The 21822-nt window shown below is 28.5% G+C and carries 21 protein-coding genes; 17 read left to right on the top strand and 4 right to left on the bottom strand.

The window, feature by feature from the left end; all coding sequences use genetic code 11:
* Position 1: 1 nt before the first annotated feature.
* A complete protein-coding gene (hisS, locus tag JOC62_RS06395; protein ID WP_204594388.1) occupies positions 2-1252 on the top strand; it encodes a histidine--tRNA ligase in 1251 nt (416 codons plus the stop codon).
* A 61-nt stretch (positions 1253-1313) separates the two neighbouring features.
* Complete coding sequence (aspS, locus tag JOC62_RS06390; RefSeq protein ID WP_204594387.1) at positions 1314-3107, top strand: aspartate--tRNA ligase; 1794 nt, start codon at positions 1314-1316, stop codon at positions 3105-3107.
* A gap of 44 nt (positions 3108-3151) precedes the next feature.
* Here the strand turns inward: aspS and JOC62_RS06385 are convergent, their stop codons facing one another.
* Positions 3152-3532, bottom strand: a complete 381-nt coding sequence (locus tag JOC62_RS06385; RefSeq protein WP_204594386.1) for a hypothetical protein — start codon at positions 3530-3532, stop codon at positions 3152-3154.
* Positions 3533-3672: 140 nt separating this feature from the next.
* Here JOC62_RS06385 and JOC62_RS06380 point away from each other — a divergent pair, with 140 nt between their 5' ends.
* The 13 genes from JOC62_RS06380 to JOC62_RS06320 all read left to right on the top strand — a co-directional run bounded on the left by JOC62_RS06380 (position 3673) and on the right by JOC62_RS06320 (position 17516).
* Positions 3673-4257, top strand: coding sequence for a hypothetical protein (locus JOC62_RS06380; protein WP_204594385.1), 585 nt, complete (start codon positions 3673-3675; stop codon positions 4255-4257).
* A gap of 128 nt (positions 4258-4385) precedes the next feature.
* Entirely contained in the window at positions 4386-5054 is a 669-nt protein-coding gene (locus JOC62_RS06375) for a PHP domain-containing protein (protein WP_204594384.1), read from the top strand.
* 40 nt (positions 5055-5094) lie between these two features.
* Complete coding sequence (locus JOC62_RS06370) at positions 5095-5880, top strand: dimethylarginine dimethylaminohydrolase family protein (protein WP_204594383.1); 786 nt, start codon at positions 5095-5097, stop codon at positions 5878-5880.
* A 155-nt stretch (positions 5881-6035) separates the two neighbouring features.
* The gene (locus JOC62_RS06365; protein WP_204594382.1) at positions 6036-7790 is read left to right on the top strand and encodes a C40 family peptidase; all 1755 of its coding nucleotides are present in this window, start codon (positions 6036-6038) and stop codon (positions 7788-7790) included.
* Positions 7791-7927: 137 nt separating this feature from the next.
* Positions 7928-9226, top strand: a complete 1299-nt coding sequence (locus JOC62_RS06360; RefSeq protein WP_204594381.1) for a homoserine dehydrogenase — start codon at positions 7928-7930, stop codon at positions 9224-9226.
* Positions 9227-9457: 231 nt separating this feature from the next.
* Positions 9458-11119, top strand: coding sequence for a cell shape-determining protein (locus JOC62_RS06355; protein WP_204594429.1), 1662 nt, complete (start codon positions 9458-9460; stop codon positions 11117-11119).
* Positions 11120-11286: 167 nt separating this feature from the next.
* Positions 11287-11658 (top strand): GntR family transcriptional regulator, encoded by a 372-nt coding sequence (locus JOC62_RS06350; protein ID WP_204594380.1) that lies wholly within the window; start codon positions 11287-11289, stop codon positions 11656-11658.
* A gap of 24 nt (positions 11659-11682) precedes the next feature.
* Positions 11683-12555, top strand: a complete 873-nt coding sequence (locus tag JOC62_RS06345; RefSeq protein WP_204594379.1) for an ABC transporter ATP-binding protein — start codon at positions 11683-11685, stop codon at positions 12553-12555.
* Between the two features lie 2 nt (positions 12556-12557).
* Positions 12558-13196, top strand: coding sequence for an ABC-2 transporter permease (locus JOC62_RS06340; protein ID WP_204594378.1), 639 nt, complete (start codon positions 12558-12560; stop codon positions 13194-13196).
* 120 nt (positions 13197-13316) lie between these two features.
* Positions 13317-13850, top strand: coding sequence for a hypothetical protein (locus JOC62_RS06335; protein ID WP_204594377.1), 534 nt, complete (start codon positions 13317-13319; stop codon positions 13848-13850).
* 205 nt (positions 13851-14055) lie between these two features.
* Positions 14056-14808, top strand: a complete 753-nt coding sequence (locus JOC62_RS06330) for a MurR/RpiR family transcriptional regulator (protein ID WP_204594376.1) — start codon at positions 14056-14058, stop codon at positions 14806-14808.
* Positions 14809-14810: 2 nt separating this feature from the next.
* Positions 14811-15980 carry a MalY/PatB family protein gene (locus JOC62_RS06325; RefSeq protein WP_204594375.1) on the top strand — a complete coding sequence of 390 codons (1170 nt, stop codon included), beginning with the start codon at positions 14811-14813 and terminating at the stop codon, positions 15978-15980.
* A gap of 225 nt (positions 15981-16205) precedes the next feature.
* On the top strand, positions 16206-17516 hold the full coding sequence (locus tag JOC62_RS06320; protein WP_204594374.1) for a PTS sugar transporter subunit IIC: 1311 nt from the start codon (positions 16206-16208) through the stop codon (positions 17514-17516).
* A gap of 132 nt (positions 17517-17648) precedes the next feature.
* Here JOC62_RS06320 and JOC62_RS06315 read toward each other — a convergent pair whose 3' ends face one another.
* The gene (locus JOC62_RS06315; RefSeq protein WP_204594373.1) at positions 17649-18326 is read right to left on the bottom strand and encodes an HAD family hydrolase; all 678 of its coding nucleotides are present in this window, start codon (positions 18324-18326) and stop codon (positions 17649-17651) included.
* Between the two features lie 123 nt (positions 18327-18449).
* Here JOC62_RS06315 and JOC62_RS06310 point away from each other — a divergent pair, with 123 nt between their 5' ends.
* Positions 18450-19259, top strand: a complete 810-nt coding sequence (locus JOC62_RS06310; protein ID WP_204594372.1) for an alpha/beta fold hydrolase — start codon at positions 18450-18452, stop codon at positions 19257-19259.
* A gap of 50 nt (positions 19260-19309) precedes the next feature.
* Here JOC62_RS06310 and JOC62_RS06305 read toward each other — a convergent pair whose 3' ends face one another.
* On the bottom strand, positions 19310-19642 hold the full coding sequence (locus JOC62_RS06305) for a winged helix-turn-helix transcriptional regulator (RefSeq protein WP_204594371.1): 333 nt from the start codon (positions 19640-19642) through the stop codon (positions 19310-19312).
* 271 nt (positions 19643-19913) lie between these two features.
* Here JOC62_RS06305 and JOC62_RS06300 point away from each other — a divergent pair, with 271 nt between their 5' ends.
* Complete coding sequence (locus JOC62_RS06300) at positions 19914-20519, top strand: FMN-dependent NADH-azoreductase (protein WP_204594370.1); 606 nt, start codon at positions 19914-19916, stop codon at positions 20517-20519.
* Positions 20520-20609: 90 nt separating this feature from the next.
* Here JOC62_RS06300 and gltS read toward each other — a convergent pair whose 3' ends face one another.
* The gene (gltS, locus tag JOC62_RS06295; protein WP_204594369.1) at positions 20610-21806 is read right to left on the bottom strand and encodes a sodium/glutamate symporter; all 1197 of its coding nucleotides are present in this window, start codon (positions 21804-21806) and stop codon (positions 20610-20612) included.
* Positions 21807-21822 lie beyond the last annotated feature (16 nt).

Below are 21822 nucleotides of genomic sequence, written 5' to 3'. Positions count from 1 at the left end.
AATGGAAATACAGGCACCTAAGGGTACTAAGGATATGTTACCAAGTGATGCTTATAAATGGCATTATGTTGAAAATATATTTAGAGAAATATCAAAGAATTTTGGAATAAGAGAAATAAGAACTCCAATTTTTGAACATACAGAATTATTTTTAAGAGGCGTTGGAGAAACAACAGATATAGTTCAAAAAGAAATGTATACTTTTGAAGATAAAGGATCAAGAAGTATAACTTTAAAACCAGAAGGAACTGCACCAGCAGTTAGAGCTTTTATTGAAAATAGATTATTTAATGAGGCACAACCAACTAAGTTATTCTATATAACTCCATGCTTTAGATATGAAAAAGCTCAAAAGGGAAGATATAGACAGTTCCATCAATTTGGAATTGAGATGTTTGGTACTGAAAAGCCTTCAATGGATGCTGAAGTTATGGCATTAGCTATGACAGTATTAAATAAAATAGGACTTAAGGGATTAAGTCTTAATATAAACAATTTAGGATGTCCAAATTGTAGACCTAAATATAATGAGGCATTAAAGAAATTCTTAGAAGATAATTATGACAATTTATGTCCTACTTGTAAGACTAGATTTGAAAAAAATCCAATGAGAATATTAGATTGTAAAGAACATAGTTGCAAAGAAATAACTAAGAATGCTCCAATAATATTAGATTATATCTGTGAAGAGTGTAGTGATCACTTTACAAAGGTTAAGGAGTACTTAGATATTTTAGGAATAGAATATAATATTGATCCAGGTATAGTTAGAGGACTTGATTATTATACTAAGACAATATTTGAAATATTAAATTCTGACTTCACAGTATGTGGAGGAGGAAGATATGATAGACTAATTGAAGAAATAGGTGGACCAGAGACACCAGCAGTTGGTTTTGGTATGGGAATAGAAAGACTTATAATGGCCATCGAAAAAGAAGGAATAGAAATTCCGAAAGATCCAGTTGTTGAACTTTATTTAGCATCAAGGGGAGAAGAAGGAGCTAAAGAAGCATTTAAGTTAGCTCATGCTTTAAGAAATATTGGTGTAAGTTCAGAAATAAATCATGCAGGAAGAAGCTTCAAAGCAGAAATGAAATATGCTAACAAAATAGGAGCAAAGTTTAGTGTTGTTTTAGGTGATGACGAGTTACAAAGCAAAATAGCAAGATTTAAGAGAATGGAAGATGGAGAGCAGTTCGAATTAAACTTAAATGACTTAGAAAAAATAAAAGAAGTTATTAAAGCCTAATTTAGTACAAAAGCTTAAAAATGTGAAAAAATATATTAAAATAGATATGGAGGAATCACATATGGCAGAAGCGCTTAGCGGTTTAAAAAGAACAATGATGTGTGGTGAACCTAGAGAAGAACATGTAGGTAATAAAATTACTTTAATGGGATGGGTTCAAAGAAATAGAAAGCTTGGGGGATTACAGTTTATTGATTTAAGAGATAGAACTGGAATAATGCAAGTTGTATTCGGAGACGATGTAAAAGAAGAAGTATTTGAAAAGGCAAAGGGAGTTAGACCAGAATACTGTATCGCAGTAACTGGTGAAATAGTATTAAGAGAAGCTCCAAATAAAGAGCTAGCAACTGGCCTTGTAGAATTAAAGTGTGAGGATATAAAAATTCTTTCAGAATCAGAAACTCCTCCAATATATATTAAAGAAGACTTAGATGCGGCTGAAAGCATAAGATTAAAATATAGATATTTAGATCTTAGAAGACCAGATATGCAAAAAATCTTTATGATAAGAAATAGAGCTTCAAAGGCAGTTAGAGACTATTTAGATAATAATGGGTTCTTAGAAGTTGAGACACCAATACTTACTAAGAGTACTCCAGAAGGTGCAAGAGATTACTTAGTTCCTTCAAGAAATTATCCAGGAATGTTTTATGCACTTCCTCAATCACCACAAATATTCAAGCAATTATTAATGGTATCTGGATTTGATAAATACTATCAAATAACTAAATGTTTCAGAGATGAAGATTTAAGAGCAAACAGACAACCAGAATTTACTCAAGTAGATTTAGAAATGAGCTTTGTTGATCAAGAAGATATAATAGAATTAAATGAAGGATTAATTGCTCATGTATTTAAGGAAGTATTAGGACATGAAGTGTCACTTCCAATTAAAAGAATGACATTTAAAGAAGCTATGGAAAGCTATGGTTCAGATAAACCTGATTTAAGATTTGGAATGAAGATTCATGATCTTTCTGAAGCAGTAAATAATGTAGAATTTAAAGTATTCTCAGATGCCCTTTCAAATGGTGGATCAGTAAGATCACTTTGCGTTGAAGGCGGAGCAACAATGGGAAGAAAAGATATCGATAGACTTGGAGAATTTGTTAAGACATATAAAGCTAAAGGTCTTGCATGGATTAAAGTTAAAGAAGATGGAATACAATCTCCAATAGCTAAATTCTTAGATGAAGAGCAAATGGCTAAGCTTTTAGAAGCTGCTGATGCGAAAACTGGAGATTTAGTTTTAATAGTTGCTGATAAAAATTCAGTAGTTTTCCAAAGCTTGGGTGCATTAAGATTAGAGCTTGCTAAAAAGCTGGATTTAATTAAAGATAAAAATGAATTTAACTTTACTTGGATTACAGAATTCCCATTATTTGAGTACAGTGAAGAAGAAGGTAGATATACTGCATGTCACCATCCATTTACAGCACCAATGGAAGAAGATTTAGAATTCTTAGAAACAGATCCAGGAAAGGTTAGATCAATAGCATATGACCTTGTATTAAATGGAGAAGAACTTGGTGGTGGATCAATTAGAATACATGACACTAAGCTTCAAGAAAGAATGTTTAAAGCATTAGGATTTACTATGGAAGAGGCATGGAATAGATTTGGATTCTTACTAGAAGCATTTAAATTTGGACCACCACCACATGGCGGATTAGCATTTGGTTTAGATAGAATGATAATGTTCTTAGCAGGAACTGAAAACATAAAAGATGTTATAGCATTCCCAAAAAATCAAAATGCATATTGCTATTTAAGTGAAGCTCCAAATATAGCTGATGAAAAGCAGCTTGAAGAGCTTGGAATTGCAATAAAATTAAAAGAAGAAAACGAAGAATAATAAAAAAAGACACCAAAATTTTGGTGTCTTTTCTATTAGATTTTTCAAATAATACTTATGACTATCAGTATTATTCCACTTAGCATTATCTCAAGACTATGAAACCTAACATCTATTAATGTTGTCCTTAAAGCATTATTTGCTCTATCTAAGGATTCTTTTTCATGATGAGTTATTTCTAAATTAGCTTGTGATACATACTGTGAATTACTTTGTCCTAGGGTATTAATACCATTTCCTATATGAGCTCCTCCATATAATGAAAAGCCACCAATTATGGATGTGATTAATCCAAGAATAAGGAAGATGTCAGCATATAAGAAACCTGTAATAATTTCAATAAAAAAGGCTATAAAAAGTAGTAGTAAAAGATAGAGAAGTAGGCATTTTCCTCTTTGTAGGATTTCATATTTTTTTATATTCATATATAGCCTCCTAAATACTATTCTTAATATGATTATATTCAAATAAAATATAAATTAACCATTTTTATATAATATTTTGAATAAATTTTTATTATTTGAGGAAAGATATTTTTTGAATAAATAACAAAGGAGGATATTATATGAAAAAACAATTTAAAAGAACAATACTTATAGCTATTTTTTTCCTTGGGCTATTTGGGGTATCAGCTTCAGCTAATCCATTAAAGGATCCATTATTAATGGGGGAGATTAAAAAAGTTGAAAAATGTAATGATTCAGGTAATATTAGAGTAATTGTAGATGGATATATGAAAGGGTGCGAAACTTATAAAGGTCAAGTTCTTATAATAATTGATAAAAATACTAAGATACACGAAGGCTGTAAAAAAGAGTGTAAAGAAGAAATTAAATGTGAAGTTGGAGATTATGTTTCAGTAGTTTTAGATAAGAAGATTACTAAATCTATTCCTCCACAAGCATATGCAAAGAGAGTTCAAATTACTAAAAAGAAAAGTAAGTCAGAAAAACAAACTAGTGTTTTATATGATTCTTCTCGTATAGATGAAGAAAAAAATGAATTTGATAAAGAAGATAAAGAAATAAAGGATAAAGAAACATTTAAAGAAGATGATAAAAATAAAGAATTAAAAAATAATAAAGAAATTGAAAAAGATACTTTTGAAGAAGATGAAATCAAAAAAGACAAAATTGAAAGTAAAGAATAATAATTATGTAAATGTTATAGAGGAGAAATATTTAAATTTCTCCTTTATAATATTTGTCGAATATGTACGAATTTATGGATTTATGAATAGTATGTATAAGAAAGCAATAAAAAGTAGGTCATTAAATAATGAGAGGGGATTTTCATATACATTCTAAAAGTTCTGATGGAGAACTTTCACCAAGAGAAATTGTAATACTAGCAAAAGGGGTAGGGCTAGATGCTATTGCTATTGCAGACCATAATACAGTAGATGGTGTAGAGGAAGCAGTTAAAGAAGGGAAAAAAAGAAAAATAAAAATTATTCCAGCATTAGAACTTTCAACTAGATATAGAGGCGAAAGAGTGCATGTTTTGGGATACTTTAACTATAAAGTATATAAAAATAAAAAATTTATTAAGGGACTACAACTTATTAGAGAAGGAAAAATAAAAGAATTTAGAAAAGAATATTTAAAAGATGATAGAGAAGAGAAACATAGAAAAAAATTAGCTGTAGAAGAGGGAATAGCTTTTTTAAAAAAATTTAAAGCAAAAGTTATTTTAGCTCATCCGGTTACTGTAAGAAGAGATTTACTACACGAAGTATTAAAATATGATTTTGATGGAATAGAGGCAATACATTCAAAAAATACTAAAAGTGATACAGAATATTTTATAAATATAGCGAAAGAAAGAGGGTATATTTATACAGCTGGGTCAGATTTTCATAGAATGTTTGATAGTAAAAATAAATATAGCATGCTAGGTTTTATTTATTTAGACTTAAAGGATATTGACAAATTATTTAGTTTTTGAAAAAATGAATTATAAAATAATCACGAAAGAGGAATAAAATATGAGCGAAATAAAATACATTTTAATGAGATATCCGAGCTTTATAGAAATTACTAATAACAATAATAAGCATAAAGGCACTTTTTGTAAAGAGAAAGCACTTAATAACTACAATAATTTGCTAAATATATTATCAGAAGAGGGTATAAAATATTATTTTTTAAATACTGAAAATAGCAATAGTGAAGTGTTTACTAGAGATATTGGATTTGCTTTAGGAAATATTATGTTTATTAGTAATATGAGAAGTGCAGGTAGAAAAAAAGAAACTGAAAAACTTATAGAATTTGTAAGAAAAAATAAGATAGAACATTATATTTTTGAAAATAATATAGAAGGTGGAGATGTGGTAGTTGGACATTCAACTATATTTGTTGGAATAAGTCAAAGAACAACTGAAGCTGGAATAGAAGAACTTAGACAATATATAGAAGAAAAAGGGTTAAAATACAAGGTAGTTCCAATAAAATTTGATTCAGAAAATAAATTGCATTTAGATTGTGTATTTAATATATTGGATAAAAAATCAGCAATAATAAGTGAATACGTTTATGATATTGATAAGATTGAAAATGAAATAAAAAATTTGTATTACATTTCTAATGAAAGTGCAGACAATCTTGGTACTAATGTACTACCTATTGGCAAAAAGAAGATAATATGTAGCGATACTGAAGCAACTAGGGTGCTAAAAAAAGCTGGATATAAAGTATTTTATTGTGAATACGATGAAATAGTGAAGGCTGGAGGAAGTATTGGGTGTAGTACGCTACCGCTTACATTATAAATTTAATAAAATATAAAAAATATTAATTAATATTCATAAAATAACATATAATGTTTAATATTAACAGAAGGAACAAAAAAATCTTTAATTATCTATTAAAATGAGGTAAAATGTAGAAGTAGAGTGTTATAATTTGGATATATGGGAGTGATATAATGGATAAGAAGAAGATTATGGCATTAATGCTGGCTACGTCTGCGGGTACTGGAGCAGTACTAATGCATGATACAGTCACAGCTCATGCAGATGAATATAAATCAACAAGTACGGGACAGGTAATAAATGTAACAAGTAGCCTTAGAGTAAGAGCAAGTGCAAATACTAGTTCAGAAGTTCTAGGTTATTTACGTAATGGAGAAAAAGTAAATATAATTGGGAAATCAGGATCATGGTACAAAATTGATTTCAGAGGAAATACAGGATATGTATATGGTGATTATATAAAGACAGGCTCAGGGAGTTCGGATTCAGGAAGTGTTTCTTCAGGCAAAGGAAAAGTTATTAATGTAACAAGTAGTCTAAGAATAAGAAGTGGAGCTTCAACTAGCCATTCAGTGATAGGATATTTATATGAAGGGAATACATTTGATATTATTGGAAAATCAGGTGGATGGTATAAAATAAATTCAAATGGGCGTATAGGATATATATCAGGAGAGTATGTCCAAGTAATTGGAGAAAGTAATAATAATAATAGTAATGGTGGAAATACAGATAATTCATTAGGTGGTAAAGTTGGACAAGTTACTAATGTAACAAGCAGCTTAAGAATAAGAAGTGGAGCTTCAACTAGTCATTCAGTAGTTGGCTATCTTTCAAATGGAGATAAGTTTGATATCCTTGGAAGAACAGGTGACTGGTTTAAAATAAAAGCCAAAGGTAATAATGGTTATGTTCATAAGGACTATGTAAAAATAGTAGGTCAGGGAGATGACAACAACAATAATAATAGTAGTAGTGGTAGCAACTCAGAAAGTGCTTCAGGAAAAGGAAAAGTTATTAATGTAACTTCAAATTTAAGAATAAGAAATGCACCAAATACAAGTAGTTCAGTTGTAGGGTATCTATTAGAAGGAGATACTTTCGATATTCTTGGAAAGTCAGGTAGTTTCTATAAGATAAGACATGATGGAACTACTGGATATGTCCATCAAGATTATGTACAAGTAGGTGGAGAAGGAAACAATAATGGCGGAAGCAGCAACAGCGGTGGAAGTAGCAGTGGCAGTGAGTCACTTAGTGAGTATGGTAAGGTTGTTAATGTTTCAACTAGTCTAAGGCTTAGAAAATCACCAAATACAAGTAGCTCAGTTGTTGGATATTTATTTCCAGGTGAAACTTTTAAAATTACTGCAAGAGAAGGTAATTGGTATAAGGTAAATGCAAATGGTAAAGTTGGGTATGCAAGCTCAGATTATATAAAGATAATAGATAAAGATGAAGCTTCTACACCATCATCAGCATCATTTGATAGAGTTTATAGCATATTAAAACAGCAGCTTGGCTCACCATATATTTGGGGAGGTAAAGGAGAACTTATAACTAATGATAGTTTAAGAATGTTTAAAAATATGTATCCAAATGAGGCAGCACAAGGGAAATATAATATACCATCAAAATATATAAATAATGGATATAGAGCATTTGATTGCTCAGGATTATTGTATTGGGGCTTTAAACAAGTTGGAATAAGCATAGGTGGTTCAACATATGATCAGATAAACGCAGGAAGAGAAGTATCAGTAAGTGATGCAAGACCAGGAGATTTATTATTTTATGGAAGTCTTCAACACGTTGGGATGTATATAGGAAATGGACAATGGATAGAAGCACCTAAATCACATGATTATGTAAAGATAGCTAATGTGCCTTGGAGTAAAATCGGCAGAGTTAGAAGAGTTTTAAATTAATATAAATAAAGAGTCTTAGTTAGTTAACTAAGGCTTTTTTTATTTGGAATAAAAATATATCATGGAAAAATATGGATATTAGTTATATAATAAATTTATATCATAATTGGGGTACTTTAAAATGAGGGGGTCTATATATGAAAAAAATTAATATTGCTTTGCTTGGACTTGGGAATGTTGGTCGAGGTGTTTGGACTATATTAAAGTCAAATCGAGAAGAAGTTATGAAACGTTCAGGGTATGAGGTAAATGTATCAAAGATACTTGTAAGGGATATAGGGAAAGAAAGAGGAATAAATGTACCTAAGGAATTACTTACAACAGATTTTAATGATATATTAAAGGATGATTCTATAAAAATAATTGTAGAAGTTATGGGTGGAATGGAACCTGCTAGAGAATATATGATTAAATGCATGGAGAAAAGAAAGCATATAGTAACAGCTAATAAAATGCTTCTTGCAACAGAAGGTGATGAGCTTTTTAAAAAAGCTGATGATATGGGGCTTATGTTCCAATATGAAGCAAGCGTAGCTGGTGGAATCCCTATTATACAAGGAATAAATGAGAGTCTAACTGCAAATAAGGTAGAGGAGATGTATGGAATAATAAATGGAACAACAAATTATATACTAACAAAAATGGAGCTAGAAGGTCTTACTTTTGAGGAAGCATTAAAAGGAGCGCAAGATATGGGATATGCAGAAGTAGATCCTACATCAGATATTGAAGGTTATGATGCACAGTATAAACTAGCTATATTATCTTCATTAGCATTTGGTACAAAAGTTGATGTGAATAGTGTTTATAGAGAAGGGATAACAAGCGTTAAATCAATAGACATAAAGTATGCAAAAGAATTTGGTAAAGTTATAAAGCTATTAGCAATAGTTAAAGATAGAAATGGTAAGGTTGAGATGAGAGTACATCCAACAATGATTCCTAAAAATCATCCTTTAGCAAATGTATATGATTCTTTTAATTCTATATTAATTAAAGGAAATGCAGTAGGAGATTTAATGTTTTATGGAAGAGGTGCAGGAGAATTACCAACAGGAAGTGCTGTAGTTAGTGATATGATAACAATACTTAAAAATGATGTTAATTCTGAAAATTATAATCATGTAGTTAAAAATAATTTGTGGGATAAGAAATTTAGAGATATTAGAGGTGTTGAGAGTAAGTATTATATAAGAATTAGAGTACTTGATATGCCAGGAGTACTTGGAGAAGTGACCTCAATTTTTGGAGAGTACGATATAAGTTTAGGAGCTGTTATTCAAAAGATATCAAAAAAGAGTGAAAAAGAGGTTGATTTAGTCCTTGTAACACATACATGTAGAGAAGCACAAATAATAAATACAATAGATGATATATATGAACTTAAAAGTGTTAAAAAGATAAAAAGTATAATGAGAATAGAAGATTTTGAATAATTTAGAAGCTATCACTATATTGGTGATAGCTTTTATGTATTTGTTATTTGAATATAGTATAAAAAAAATATGAATAAATTTTTATACTATATAGTATTTATTATTACATTATGATATAATACAAACAATATAACGAAAAGGAGAATTTAGATTATGAATAATAGGGGAGATTTTTCTGATATTTTTGACATGATATCGAAATTTAAAAGGTCAAAAGACAATGTAACTAATATGGCAAAAGGCAAAAAAGCAAGTTTTAAAGGATATCTAAAATGGCTTGTTATATCATACTTAGTAATGGCAATAATATTATTTTTACAAAGTAGATTAATTTTAGATTTATCTATTAGCTTCTTAGCATTAATTATTCCATTTATAATAAGTAGTATTGCTTATGGTATAACACACTTTAGTAAAAAATATATTATAGCTGGAGGAACGGGTATATTTATTTATGTAGCTCTTATGATAGTATTTAGTCCTCTAGTTAATTATAAAGCTCACAGAGATTTGATTGGGGAAGTTGATGGAGTTGAATTTTCAAGTCAAATACAACATATTGATTTAAAACAATTACCAACAATAGATAAAGAACTTGCTAGTAAATTAGCTGACAAAAAACTTGGGGAAATACCAAGCCTTGGTAGTCAGGTGTATATAGGAGATTTAACACTTCAAAGTGTAAATGGAGAACTTTATTATGTAGCGCCACTAGAGCATTCATCACTTATAAAGTGGATAACTAATTATGAAGGAACGCCAGGATATGTAAAGGTAAGTGCTACAAATCAAAATGATGTTGAACTTGTAACTGAAGTAGGTGGAAAACCGCTTAAAATAAAGTATTTAGAATCTTCATATCTTTTAACAGATTTAGATAGGGCAGCCTTTTTAAGAGATATGAAGGCAGCACATACAGATTATACCTTCGAACTAGATGATGAAGGAAATCCATATTGGGTTATTACAAGATACGATACGGGTGTTGGAATTACTGAAGCTAAAGCTACAGGTGCATTAATTATTGATTCACAAACTGGGGAAGCAGAAGTATATGATATTGAAAATATGCCAAAATGGGTTGATAGAATACAGCCTGATTCATTTATCAAAGGATATATAGATAAATGGGGTAAGCTTGTTCATGGAGTATTTAACTTTAGTGATAAGGACAAGCTTGTATCTACAGAGGGAATGAATTTAATATATAATAATGATGAATGTTATTACTACACTGGTATAACTTCAGTTGGAAATGATCAAGGTTTAGTTGGATTTACTTTAACTAATACAAGAACAGGAAAGACAACAATGTATAAAACAGCAGGTGCAACAGAAACAGCAGCCATGAAGTCTGCTGAAGGTAAGGTACAACAATACAAATATACAGCAACATTCCCATATTTAATTAATATTCAAAATGAACCAACATACTTTATGACATTAAAAGATGCAAATGGACTAGTTAAAAATTATGCCATGGTTAATGTTAAAAATTATAATACTGTAGCAGTTGGAGATTCACTTCAATCAACTTTAAATAAATATTTAGAGGTATTAACTAACACTAATATTTCATTAGAAGGAAGTAATAACGCTAAGTCAGTTGAAGGTGAAATAGAGAGAATAGGATTAGTTATAAAAGAGGGATCAAGTATATATGATGTAAAGCTTAAAGGCTCAGATAATATATATTCAGTATCAACAGAAACAGCAAGAGAAGTTGCTTTAAGTAAGGTTGGAGATAAAGTTAAGATTGATTATATGAATGTTGGAGATAGTAGATATATAATAGTTAACTCTTTTTCAAATGTTAATACAGAAGTAAAAGATAAAGATAAAGGTAAAAAATATAATACTGAAGCTGAGAAGCAAGCAGAAGTTAAAGAGTAATTTTAAATTAGGATCGTATAAGCATGCGTTAAGTGTTTATACGATCTTTTTTTTGCTAAAAAATTTAAAATATATTGACATTTATTTTAAAAAGAGTATATACTGTATATATAACATATACACAGTATATAAACAGTATGTACTGTTTATTAGAAAGAGGTGAGAGTTTGAATATCATTATTTCAAATACTTCAGGAGTACCAATATATGAACAGATTGCAAAAGAGATAAAAAATGAGATAGTATCTGGAAATATTAAAGAAAATTCACCACTGCCATCAATAAGAAGTCTAGCATCTGAACTTAGAGTTAGTGTGATAACCACTAAGAGAGCTTATGAGGAGCTTGAAAAGGATGGATATGTATACACACTTCCAGGGAAAGGATCTTATGTTGCAGAACAAAATAAAGAACTTTTAAGAGAAGAAAAATTAAGAGAGATTGAAGAAAAACTTATAGAGGCGATAGATATTTCAAATAGTATTGGATTAGATTTTGATGAATTAGTCTATATACTTAAAACTTTAAAAGAAGTTTAAATTAAATAAAAAGGAGAGAGTTTAATGAGTAATTATATTAATGCATTAGAAGTTAAGGATATAAGCAAAGAATATAGAGGGTTTTCTTTGAAAAATGTAAGCTTTTCTATTCCAAAAGGATTTATAATGGGGCTTGTAGGTCCAAACGGAGCAGGAAAAACAACAATAATAAAATCAATAATGAATTTAGTAAATTTAAAAAGTGGATATATAAAAGTATTCGATAAAAATTTAAAAGAATATGAGGTAAGCATAAAAGATAGAATAGGTTTTGTTTATGATGATTGTTGTACATTTGAAGATTTCTCCATAGATGAAAATAAGAAAATCATAGCACCATTTTATTCAAAGTGGAGTGAAGAAAAATTTAAATTTTATATAGATAAGTTTAATTTAAATATTAAGAAGAAAGTAAAAGAGCTATCAAAAGGACAAAAGATGAGATTTTCATTGGCAATTGCTCTTTCACATGGTGCAGAGCTATTGATATTAGATGAGCCTACATCGGGATTAGATCCTGTTTTTAGAAGTGAATTATTAGATCTTTTATTTGATTTAATAAGTGAAGAAGAACTATCAATTCTTTATTCAACTCATATAACAACAGATTTAGAAAAACTTGCAGATTATATAACCTTTATAAATAACGGTAGAATAGAATTTTCAAAAGAAAAAGATATGCTCTTAGAAGAATATGTAGTAGTTAAAGGTCCTATTGATGTGCTTGATAGTGAAATGAAAAAAGATTTAGTTGGTGTAAGAAAATCAAGGTATAATTTTGAGGCTTTAAGTAATAAACGAGATAAACTTAAGAATGAGTATGGAGATAAGCTTATTTTTGAAAGAGCAAGTTTAGATGATATAGTTATTTATTATTCAAAAAAGAGAGGGGAATAGCTATGGGAAATTTACTTAAAATAGAATTTTTTATTCAGAAAAAGTTTGCTAAATCATTTATAATAGCATTAATATTTATGTCAGCAATTTTTATAGTGAATGGAGGATCAGAAAGTATATATATTATGGGATCATTTATGATATTTTATTTAATAGTAAGTACTATTGAATTGTCAAAAAGAAATAAATTTCAAATATATTTAAGTTCTTTACCAATAAAGAAAAGTACGTATATATTATCAAAATATATAAGTGCTTTAATTTATATTACTTTTATTAATATATTAACTTATATAATGTATAGGTTAATAAGTATTATTATTCCTCCTAGTATGGAAGTGAATACTGCAGTTATAATTCTTGCTATTTTTATTGAATTACTTTATATATCAATACTTGAGCCTATATTTATAACTATTAATTATAAATACTATAAGATAGCTAATATTATTGCTGTAGTAAGTTTTTTTATAATATCTAATATATTAATAGATGGATATTTAAATGGAGATTTTGCAGATGTTATATCAGATAATATTTTATTAAATCCTAACCCTATACTCTTATTAATAGGAGCAATAGTATATATAATATCATTTATAATTAGCAATATAATTTATAATAGAATGGATGTGAAATAATAGGTTCAAAGATTAATTTTCTTTATCTATTGTCCATGGGTAATTGTAACGAGTATTATTTCATTATTTGAATATAAAGTTGAAGGACAAAGTATAGAAAGTTTTACAGGAAACTTAATTATGTTTTTTGTAATTGGGATACTGATTTTTCCCATAGCTAGTATAAATTATATAATTGCAAAGAATAGTTCTAAAAGTGGAAGTATAAATATGCTATTAAGATCACTTCCTATAAGATTAAAGGATATTGTAATAAGTAAGGCAGTAACCCCTATAGTTATTTTTATCATATATTTAACTCCAAATATAATTATACAGGCTTTAATTTCATATTATTTTGGTATAAGTAATGTAGTTAATTGGGGAGTTATAGGTATAATCTTTATAATATTTTATACATTATCTGTATTAAACTTTTATATAGAATTATTATATCCAAAGAGTACTATGCTATCTTATACTAGAACTGTGCCTATATTTATAATTGCCCTTGGTATTAACGTATTTAAGAAATTTTTTGTATCTAAAGAAGAATTAACATTTATTTCAGAGAATTTAAATGTTGTTTTAATATTATCAAGTCTAATTTTAATAGTAGCGGCTATGTTATCATCGAGAATTATATTAAAGAAATTTAAGAGTATAGAATTATAGGGATTTTATGGTTTTTAGTAGGTTATTTTGCAGATTGTGAAATAACCTTATTTTTATTTATGAACTAGTAATGAAAAATTTGTCCTGAATTGATAAAAAAGTTGATAAAATTATCTGTATAATAAAGGGCATATAGTGATAAAATTACCATTTTATGATAAAGTTAAGTTGATTTATTTACTTAATTATGGAAGAGGTGGAATTTTTGAATTTACATAGAAGAATATCAACTTATACTAAGAACCTAACTAGACTTGAGAAGGAACTACTACATGAACTTCTGGAAAATAAAGAGAGGTTCACTTACAAAACCTTCACAATAGAAAATATAGCAGAAATATTCACTACAAGTACAAGTACTGTACATAGACTTTCTAAAAAGTTAGAGTATAAAAGCTTTGTACAATTTAAGGACGACTACTTTGAAAAAAATAAGCTTATAGAGGACAATAAAGAGTTCTCTGATAACTCCTATATAAATTCTATAATGGAAACCTATAAGCTTGTGACAGAGAGTCCACAGGATGAAATTGTAGATAAGATGGTGAAATGCAAAAAAATCACTATATATGGTATGGGAATGAGTAATTATTTAGGTAAGATATTTCAAATTAAATTACAACTTCTAGGAATACCAGTAGAGCAACACGATGATTCAAGATTTATGAGATTATCTAGTAAGATATTAAAAAGAAATGAGGATCTTGTATTTATGCTATCAAGAAGTGGAGAAACTCCGGAACTTTTAGAAGTACTTGTTGAAACAAATCTAAAAGGAGTTGATGTTGTACTTATAACAGAGTCAAGAGGATCAACTTTTGAGAGACTTTGTAGATACGTTGTTTATACAGGACATTCTCATGATTCAGATGAAAATGTTGATACTAGATTAAATGTGCATATAGCTATGGATCTCATAATAAAAAGATTTATAGAAAAGTATAAAATGAAAGGGTAAGTATGTACAATTTTGATGAAATTTTAGATAGAAAAGAAAATAATACAAAGAAATGGAATAGAGAATATATACAAAAAAGATTTAAAGATGCAAAGGAGCCGTATTATCCATTATTTATTGCAGATATGGATTATAGACTTCCAGAGGAAATAAGTAAAGGTTTTATTGATATTGTTTCAAGAGGAGATTTTGGATATTTTGATATAAAGGATGAATTTAAAAGTGATATAAAACATTGGTATAAAGTAAAACAAGGTTTAGATGTTAATTTAGATGATATAGTTCCTATAGTAGGAGCACTTACGACTATGAATGTAGTATTAGGTGAAGTTTTAAATTACAATGATAAAGTATTAGTTTTTACTCCAGTTTATGGACCTTTTAAAGACATAACTTTAAATAATAATTTAGAATTAATTAGAGAGCCTTTAGAAATTAAAGAAGATAGATATTTTATTAATTTTAAAAGGTTAAACAAGAAGATTAATGATGAAAATATAAAATGTATATTACTCTGTAATCCTCATAATCCGTCAGGTCGGATTTGGAACACAGAAGAATTAAAAAGGATTTTAGAGATTGCAAAGAAAAATAATGTTTTAGTTATTTCCGATGAAGTACATGGAGACTTAGCTCTTTATAATAATAGTTTTTCTTCGATCTATAAATTAAAAGAAAAATTTGATAATTATATAGTTATAGGATCCCCAAATAAAACATTCAATATTGCATCATTAAACGTAGGATATGCTTTGATTTCAAATGTTAATTTAAAAGATAAAGTATGTGAAGGAATGATGAAGCATAAGATACACTTAAATATATTAGGAGCAGAGTTTTCAAGTGTTTGCTATAAAAATGGATATCTATGGGTAAAAGAATTAATTGAAAAAATAGAAAGAAATATTGATTTAGTAAATAAATACTTAAGGCATATTGACTGTAGTATTATGATTCCAGATGCCGGATATTTAATATGGGTTAAGTTTAATAAGATAGATGATAGTCTTAAATTTTCGATAGATCTTGCTAAAAAGACAGGGGTTCTTCTGGAATGTGGGAATAGGTTTATTGATGATTATAAAGGTTTTTTGAGAATAAATGTAGCAACAAATAGTAGTATATTAGAAGAGGCAATGAAAAAGATTTTAGAGTTTTATAATGAAATATAAAATTAAGAGGTTTATCTAGTTTTTAGATAAACCTCTTTTAAATTTAATAATAATTTAAAGAAGTATGTGAAATTTATCAAAAAATATTAAATAAATAAAGTTAAAAAGATAAAATAATTAATTGAAATAGAATAGATGGAGAAATTTCTCTAATAAAGGGATATATTGTTAAAATATAAATTGATATAATTAAATCGTACATAGTAGATGAGAGGAGAGAGGGGTATGGAGAAATTTACGAATTTAATTGAGGAAAAAATGGTACCTGCGGTATCAAAAGTTACAAGTATGAGGTATTTTAGTGCATTACGATCAGGGTTTTTAGCTGTAATGCCACTTACAATTATCGCATCAATATTTTTACTTATAACTAGCTTCCCAGTGGAGGGGTATCCAGAATTTATGGCAAGTATTTTTGGTGAAGACTGGGTTTCATATATATCACCAGCTTACAAGGCTACTTTTGATATGATGGGATTTATGCTTTGTGGTACTTTAGCTTACAAATTATCAGAGGATTATGAACTTGATAAATTATCAGTTATGATACTTGCACTAGTTTCATATATAATAATAACTCCTAAAATAGCCATAGCACCAGAATCAAGGGAAATAGTTTTAGGAGTACTTCCAATGGCGTGGCTTGGATCTAAGGGGATATTAGCTGCAATTTTTATGGGAATAACTTCAACAGAGATATTTAGATTTGTAGTTAGAAAGAAAATGGTTATAAAATTACCTGATAGTGTACCTCCTATGGTATCAAGATCATTTAGTGCACTTATACCAGGAGTATTAATTATAGCTTTTAGTCTTTTAGTAAATGGACTAGCTTTAGCAGCAGAAACATCACTTCACGAATGGATATATGAAATGCTTCAAGTTCCACTTCAAGGATTAACTGCATCTATTGGAGCTATAACTATAGTTGGGTTACTTAATGGATTATTGTGGTGGTTTGGTATCCACCCAGGGGTTGTTAATTCAGTAGTAAATCCAATGATTACAGCAAATACATTAGAAAATCAGAAATTATTTGAAGCTGGCAACTTAACTCTTCAAAATGGTCATATTGGTACAATTCAAATGATTGATCAATTTGCAACTATTGGAGGAGCAGGTATGACAATCGGATTAATAATATCAGTATTGCTTGTTGCTAGATCACAAAGACTAAAGATGCTTGGAAAGCTTAGTGCTGTGCCTGCATTATTCAATATAAATGAACCATTAGTATTTGGTCTTCCTATAATATTTAATCCATTAATGTTAATACCAGTAGCATTAGCACCTACAGTTTCTATACTTATTGCATATTTTGCTCAGAAGATAGGATTTATGCCATTATTTAATGGAATACAAGCTCCGTGGCCAACACCAGGAATATTTAGTGGATTCTTAGTAGCAGGATGGCAAGGGGCAGCAGTACAAATTGTATGTATATTAGTATCAACTATGATATACTATCCATTTGTTAAAGCTTTAGATAATCAATATAGAAAAGAAGAGTTAGTAGAAGAACAAAATAATTTATAAAGAAATTAAGAATTTATATTATATTTTAACTCATGCATTTAATAACTTAACAATAAAATCATAAAAGTCTACTTAATAATTATTAAGTAGGCTTTTATAAATGTAGTTTATTATATATAATCTAAAATTTAATTAGTCTAATTCCAAAAACTCTTTATTAAAATTAAAATCTACAATAGTACCACTAACAGAAGATAGATTTTTAAATAAATATTCTTTTTCTGTAGGAGCAATTACTATTATTTTACCTATATTAGCTCTCCTTGCAGCTTCAACACCAGATATAGCATCTTCAAAAACAATACAATCTTTAGGATATAAATTAAGTGCTTTAGAAGCTTTTATATACATATCAGGTTCAGGCTTACCAAGGATTGTCCCGTCATCAAAGATTATCTTATCGGTATCAAACCATTTATCTAGATTAAATTTTTCTATAAAGAATAATACATTTTCTTTACCAGATGCTGTAGCTATAGTAAAAGGAATATGTTTTTCCTTCAAGTAATCAAATAATTTTGTAGCACCAGGTGCTAGTTTAAATGAAGCTATATCATCTAAGCACATATCTCTATAAACTTTTTCTTTCTCTTTAGATAAGGTTTCAAAGCTATTATCAGTAAAAGTTTTTTCGAGAATATACTCTAAAATCACTTTGTTTGTTCTACCATGGACATTAAGTCTAATTTCTTCATCACTTAATTCATGTCCCCTAAGATCCTTTGAGAATCTCTTCCATGCAAGTTCATGCTTTTCTGAATCCCAAAAAAGAGTTCCATTAAAATCAAATATTATCCCTTTGTATCCCATAAAATACTCCCCTCATAATTAAATTGGCAATTATATTATATCAAAACATTTATAATACTAACAGATGGTCTAATATCTTTAAAAAATACATATTATCTAATATTAATAAATAGAGGTGTTAGAATGTATTATCAAAAAATTAGTAAAGATGTAAAAATAGCGGTTAATGATATAAATCCAAGTGGAAATCCTACTGTGTTATTTATTCATGGTTGGCCCTTAACTAGTGAGGTATTTGAGTATCAATATAACATATTACCTAAATATAATATACGTTGTATATCAATAGATATTAGAGGATTTGGAAAATCAGATAAGCCTTTTGAAGGATATTCTTATGATGATTTAGCTGATGATTTATATAAAATAATAAAAAATATAGATGTTAAATCTCTAATTCTTGCTGGGTTTTCAATGGGAGGAGCAATAGCTATTAGATATATGGCAAGACATAAAGGATATAAAGTATCGAAACTTGCACTCTTAGGAGCAGCAGCACCATCTTTTACAAAATACCCTGGATATCCATATGGAACTTCAAAAGAAGATGTTGATGCTATTATTAAAGCAATATATAAGGATAGACCAAAAGCTATAAGTGATTTTGGAAAAAATTTTTTTGCAAGCAATATAAGTGAAGAATTTAGAAATTGGTTTTCATTAATATCACTTAAATCTACAGGATATGCGACAATAAAGACAGCTATATCTCTTAGAGATGAGAATATGTTTGATGATTTAAAGTGTATAAAGGTACCAACTGGGATATTTCATGGAATGCTAGACGAGATATGTCCTTTTGAGTTCGCTTTAGAATTAAATAAAAATATATATGGGTCTACACTATATGCTTTTGAAGAGAGTGGTCATGGGCTATTCTATGATCAGCTAGATGAATTTAATAAAAGGCTTATTAAATTTATATGTAAATAAAACTAAAAGGGCTAGAAATATAGCTCTTTTAGTTTATAAATAATAATATATTAATCTAAAGATGAATTAATATATTCCATTCCATAATTATGCATATTTTCAAGTATAGGTATTATTTTATTACCTATATCAGTTAATCCATATTCAACTTTAGGAGGAACTACTGGATAAACTTTTCTGTATATTAAATTATCCTGTTCTAAACTTCTAAGCTGGTTAGTTAGCATTTTTTGTGTAACATCAGGCAGCTTTCTTTTTAATTCACTGAATCTTAAAGAACCATTAGTTAAATACCATAAAATAAGGATTTTCCATTTTCCTGAAACCAATTTATGTACTAAAATCATGGGACATGATTCAGGCTTTTCACAAATCTCATTCATGTGACACTTGTCATGAATGCTTAAGTCTTTAGTCATTATATAAGCACCTCATATTTTATATTTATTATATTATATCATAAATTAATAAATAATATTTTCAAGTATATATGGAAAATTATTAAAGTTAAATTAATTAAGGTATCTTTTTGTATACTATATATAAAAAAAGTGCCTACTTGTTAAAAAGGTATATAAAGAATATACTTTTCTCATGGAAAGAGAATAGTAAAATATATTTACAAGAAAAAGTACACATTAAGGAGAGAGTAAAATGAGTAAAGTATTATATATAAAAGCAAATATAAAACCAGAAGGAAAATCAAGAACTTACAGTATATCAGATGAGTTTATTAATGAGTATAAAAAGAATAATCCAAATGATGAAGTTATAACCTTGGATTTATATAAAGAAGGTATAGATTTCCTAAGAGGAGAAGATTTAAGAGCAGTATTTGGACCTAAAAATGAAGAGAGCAGAAATCACAAGGTACTAAAATATGCATATCAATTTAAAGAAGCAGATAAATATGTTATAGCAGCGCCAATGTGGAATTTAAGTATTCCAGCAATATTAAAAGCTTATATAGATTATGTAAGTGTATCAGGAATAACATTTAAATATACTGCAGAAGGCCCAGTTGGATTATGTGAAGGTAAAAAGGCTCTATTTGTATCATCTAGAGGCGGAGATTATTCAAATGCTGTTACTTCAAATTTTGAAATGGGAGAGAGATATTTAAGAACTATTTTTGCTTTCTTTGGAATAAAAGATTTCCAAACTATCGTAGCGGAAAATGTAGATGTTCAAGGAATAGATGTAGATAGAATTTTAAAGGATGCTAAAGATAAAGCTGATAAATTAGTAAAAGAGTTTTAATATAAAGAGAAAGAGGATTTATATCTTTAATGATTTTTAATATCATAGAGATATAAATCCTCTCTTATTATGTAAATATTAAATATAACTCTAATGGAGTATATTTATAAATAACGTTATAATGGTTGAATTTACGAAGTCTATAAATAAGCATCCTACAATTGGTACTGTAAAATAAGCATTTGGTGCAAATCCAAATTTGCTTGTTAATGCATCCATGTTTGCAATAGCATTAGGCGTTGCACCCATACCAAATCCACAAATTCCAGATGCAAATACAGCAGCTTCATAATCTTTCCCCATAACTTTAAAGGTTATATAGTAAGCAAATAAAGCCATAAGGAGAGTTTGTCCAATTAACATTATAATCATAGGGATTGCTAAATCGAAAAGTTCCCATAGCTTTAATCCCATTAAAGCCATAGATAAGAAAAATGATAGACTAATTCCACCTATAGTTTCAATTTCTTTTTCAACAAGAGTAATATTTCTCATATCACATATATTTCTAATAATAGCAGCAGCTAGCATAGCACCTATATATGATGGGAAAGTAAGTCCTAAGGCTTGAATAAGTCCGGAGATTATTGAACCAAGTCCCATGGCAATAAAAATTAAGGAAATACCTTTCATAAGCCTGTTATTACAAAGAATTGCTTTATTATCTTCATGAAAATCACTTACTGGAATAGATTTATCGTGAGATTCCTTTGGCGTTTTTAAATTTTTACGCTCTATCAGATTTTTAGCAATAATACCACCAATTAAACTTCCCATAACTAGTCCAAAAGTCGCAGAAGCAAAAGATACTGTAGTTGCACCAGAAATACCCATAGACTCTAATAGTGGTCCAAAGGAACCAGCAGTTCCATGACCGCCTATCATTGGAATGGAAGCTGTAGCAAGTCCAAGCAATGGATCTAAATTAAATAAAGATGCTAAAGATACACCTAAAATATCTTGAGATAGTACAAGTAGTGTTGATAAAAATAAGAATATTGCTACACTAATACCACCTTTTTTTAATATCTTAATGCTAGCTGTAAATCCTATACTAGTAAAGAATGCAGTCATAAAAATATTTTGTAGTGTGGTATCTAAAGTTATAGTTGCAATATTAGTAATTTTTAAAATAAGAACCACTATTGCAAAGATAATACCACCTATAACAGGTGATGGAATACAATACTTAGATAATACTGATACTTTATTTTTAAAATATTGCCCCATATAAAATACCAGTGTAACTAAGGCCATTGTTTGAAAAATATCAAATTTTAATTCCATATGTTTTGCCCCCTTT

Origin of the sequence: Clostridium sardiniense, assembly GCF_016907995.1 — a bacterium.
GTDB lineage: Bacteria > Bacillota > Clostridia > Clostridiales > Clostridiaceae > Clostridium > Clostridium sardiniense.
The sequence above is the reverse complement of the archived record's forward strand: the minus strand, read 5'-3'. Positions and strand labels throughout refer to the sequence as shown.